At 63.9% G+C, this 2836-nt stretch carries 2 protein-coding genes and 2 pseudogenes; 2 read left to right on the top strand and 2 right to left on the bottom strand.

All coding sequences use genetic code 11. From position 1 onward, the window contains the following. Positions 1–373: pseudogene (locus EOA36_RS32615) on the top strand (hypothetical protein); the annotation flags it as partial. Positions 374–460: 87 nt separating this feature from the next. Continuing rightward, positions 461–1447 (top strand): S8 family serine peptidase, encoded by a 987-nt coding sequence (locus tag EOA36_RS32610; RefSeq protein WP_127280919.1) that lies wholly within the window; start codon positions 461–463, stop codon positions 1445–1447. A 48-nt stretch (positions 1448–1495) separates the two neighbouring features. On the opposite strand, the gene EOA36_RS32605 is transcribed toward EOA36_RS32610, so the two are convergent. Then, positions 1496–2758, bottom strand: a complete 1263-nt coding sequence (locus EOA36_RS32605) for a CCA tRNA nucleotidyltransferase (protein ID WP_127280918.1) — start codon at positions 2756–2758, stop codon at positions 1496–1498. Further along, a pseudogene (locus tag EOA36_RS38605) lies at positions 2755–2836 on the bottom strand (CoA pyrophosphatase); the annotation flags it as partial. The gene EOA36_RS32605 and the pseudogene EOA36_RS38605, both read right to left, overlap by 4 nt.

Below are 2836 nucleotides of genomic sequence, written 5' to 3'. Positions count from 1 at the left end.
GTGGTACCAGACAAACTGGGTCGACACGCATGTGGACCTGATGACGCAGATCACGCAGGACACCGGTATCCTTTGGGGATTTGGCACTGGGGAACAAGGCGAGAAGTATCGCATCGCGCCCAGCCTCAAGCTCGGATTCCTCACACAGCTGCATCCGAGCGCGAACAGCATCCTGTCCCTGTCGTTCACCACGACCTTCGGCGGCAAGCTCAGCGAAAAGCCCTGCCAGGCCGATTATGGCGATCTGGGCACCTTCAGCGTCAATTGCCGGCTCGCCGCCGGGGAGATGGCACCCGAGGAAACCTTGAAATATCTGGCTAACGCTAAACCGGAGAGCCAGCATCTGTGGCTGAATTACCGTGTTACTTTCTGATCGCGAGGGGCCGGGCACGAGATGTCGCGTAGCCGCGGAAGATCCGCGATCCTCCGTCCTAGCTTCTGTTTGAACCGGGGTAAAAACATGTCAAATACGCATTGGAAATTCGCTATTGCCACGGCCCTCGCCCTCCTGCCGGCATCGATTGCCGTGGCTCAGGAAGCTGTCGGTCCAGATCCGCTGTCCGCGCTCTGCGGCGGCGGTCAATCCAACGCATCCATATGCCTGAGCGCAACCCTGCCGGCGGCCACGTCGCAGACCTTGCAAAACTGGATGAGCCCGGATGTCGGGGCCGCATGGCGTGCCGGTTACAAAGGCAAAGGCGTCACCATCACGATCGTCGACGACTTCTCCAGCACCTCGAAGTTCAGCGGCAATTTCGGCATCGGCACCCAGACCCAGCGCCATGGCGAATGGACCCGCGAAGAAGCCAGCATGATCGCGCCGCTGGCGACGATACGGTCGAAAGACTTCTCCACCAGTTCCTCGGTCGCGCTGGCGCCGGGCCTGAACGTGCTCAATCTGAGCTATGGCATGTACGCCAAGGCAGGCTACAGCCCAAGCCAGATCGGATGGAGCGCCGAGGAGGCCTCCATCATCTCCTATGCCACCAAGGGAACGGCCGTGGTTTCGAAGGCCGCGGGCAACGACGCGGTTGCCGTGGGCGGCGTCACCAGCGGCCAGCAGGATTATCTCGACCTCGCCTTGGTCGGAAAGGCATCCGCGATTTTCGTCGGCGCGCTCAACAGCAACGGCACGACGTCGAACAAGGCCACCATGGCCTGGTATTCCAACACCGCCGGCACCAACACGGCTGTGCAGAGCCATTTCCTGGTCGTGGGTGTCACCGGGGACAAGACCGGCCTTTACGGCACCTCTTTCGCCGCGCCGATCGTTGCCGGCTACGCCGCCATCGTGGGCAGCAAGTTCACCAAGGCAACGTCGACCCAGATCACCAACCAGTTGCTGAATACGGCCCGGACCGACACGTTGGCCAACTACAGCGCCTCCGTCTATGGCAAGGGCGAGGCAAGCCTTTCGCGTGCCCTGGCTCCGCTGTCGATCAAGTAGCAGGACGGAACAGCAGGGCAACACCGGCGGAGATCCGGCGTTTCCGACCTACGTGTCAAGCGCTTGCGCGGCGCGTTCGAGCAACGTGTCGCGATCAGGCGCAAATCCCGCCTCGACCCATTCGGCTTCGAGGTTCTTGAGGATTTCGCCAAGCTTCGGTCCCGGCTTTGCGCCGAGCGCCGTCAGATCGGCCCCTCTGAGCGGAAACTCGGGCCGTTCCCATTTGAGCGCAAAGCCAAGCAGGCGCGAAAAGCCGCCCGCTTGAAGCAATGCGTCATTGTCCTCGACGGCGCGCACCCGCGCCGCGGCAAGCGACAGACGCAGGCGGTCGACAAACCCTTGCCGGTTGCCGCGATAGAGCCGTTTCGCCAGTTCGCCTTCGGTCGTCTTCGGCTCGACGGCCGTGGTGAGGGCCCAATGGAGCATGCGGTCGGCTTCGGCGGTCGAGAACCTGAGCCTCTCGGCCAACGTCTTCATGCGCGCCGCATCCGGCGGCACGATTGCCTCCAGCCGCAGCATCGGATCCACCGCCCAGCCCAGGTCTTTCTCGGCCTTGGTCAACCCGTGGATCGCATCGATACCCCATTTCTCGCTTTCCGACAGCGCGGCGGTCAGGACACCAGCCTGGCGCATCCACAACAGGGCGCGTGAGGGATCGGGGGCCGACAAAAGCTTCTTCAGTTCGGACCAGACGCGTTCGGCCGAGAGTTGGCCAAGGCCGTCCTTCAGCCGGGCGCAGGCCTTCAACCCCTCGGCATCCGGCCGGCCGTCGCCATACCAGGCAAAGAAACGGAAGAAGCGCAGGATGCGCAGATAATCCTCGCGGATGCGCGCCTCCGGGTCGCCGATGAAGCGCAGCCGGCGCGCCTCGATGTCGGAAATGCCGCCGACAAGGTCGACAACACTGCCGTCGGCCTCGGCGTAGAGCGCGTTGATGGTGAAGTCGCGCCGCTCGGCGTCGAGCTTCCAGTCGCGTCCGAACGACACCTTGGCGCGGCGGCCATCGGTCTCGACGTCGGCGCGCAAGGTGGTGACCTCGTAGGGTTTGCCGCCCGCGACCACCGTGATCGTGCCATGTTCGATGCCGGTCGGCACCGCCTTGAAGCCTTCCGCTTCGGCACGGCGGATGGTCTCCTGCGGCAGGCAAGAGGTGGCGATGTCGACGTCGGCGACAGGCTGGCCCATCAGCGCGTTGCGCACGGCGCCGCCGGCGATACGCGCCTCTTCACCGCCTTCGGTGAGCGCGCCAAGCAGGCGCTGCAGATGCTTGTCGGAGAGCCAGTCGGCCCTGCCCGCGATCGAAACACTCACGCATAGAGCCTTTCATAGAGCGTACGGATGATACCGGCGGTGACGCCCCCGATGCGCCGGTCACCATAGGGCATGTCG

Origin of the sequence: Mesorhizobium sp. M8A.F.Ca.ET.021.01.1.1 (genome assembly GCF_003998025.1) — a bacterium.
GTDB lineage: Bacteria > Pseudomonadota > Alphaproteobacteria > Rhizobiales > Rhizobiaceae > Mesorhizobium.
This window is presented reverse-complemented; position numbering and strand designations above follow the sequence as displayed.

What these genes read in the sequence shown, in the direction of transcription:
- EOA36_RS32610 (WP_127280919.1), top strand. Translation starts at nt 461, where the DNA reads ATGTCAAATACGCATTGGAAATTCGCTATTGCCACGGCCCTCGCCCTC.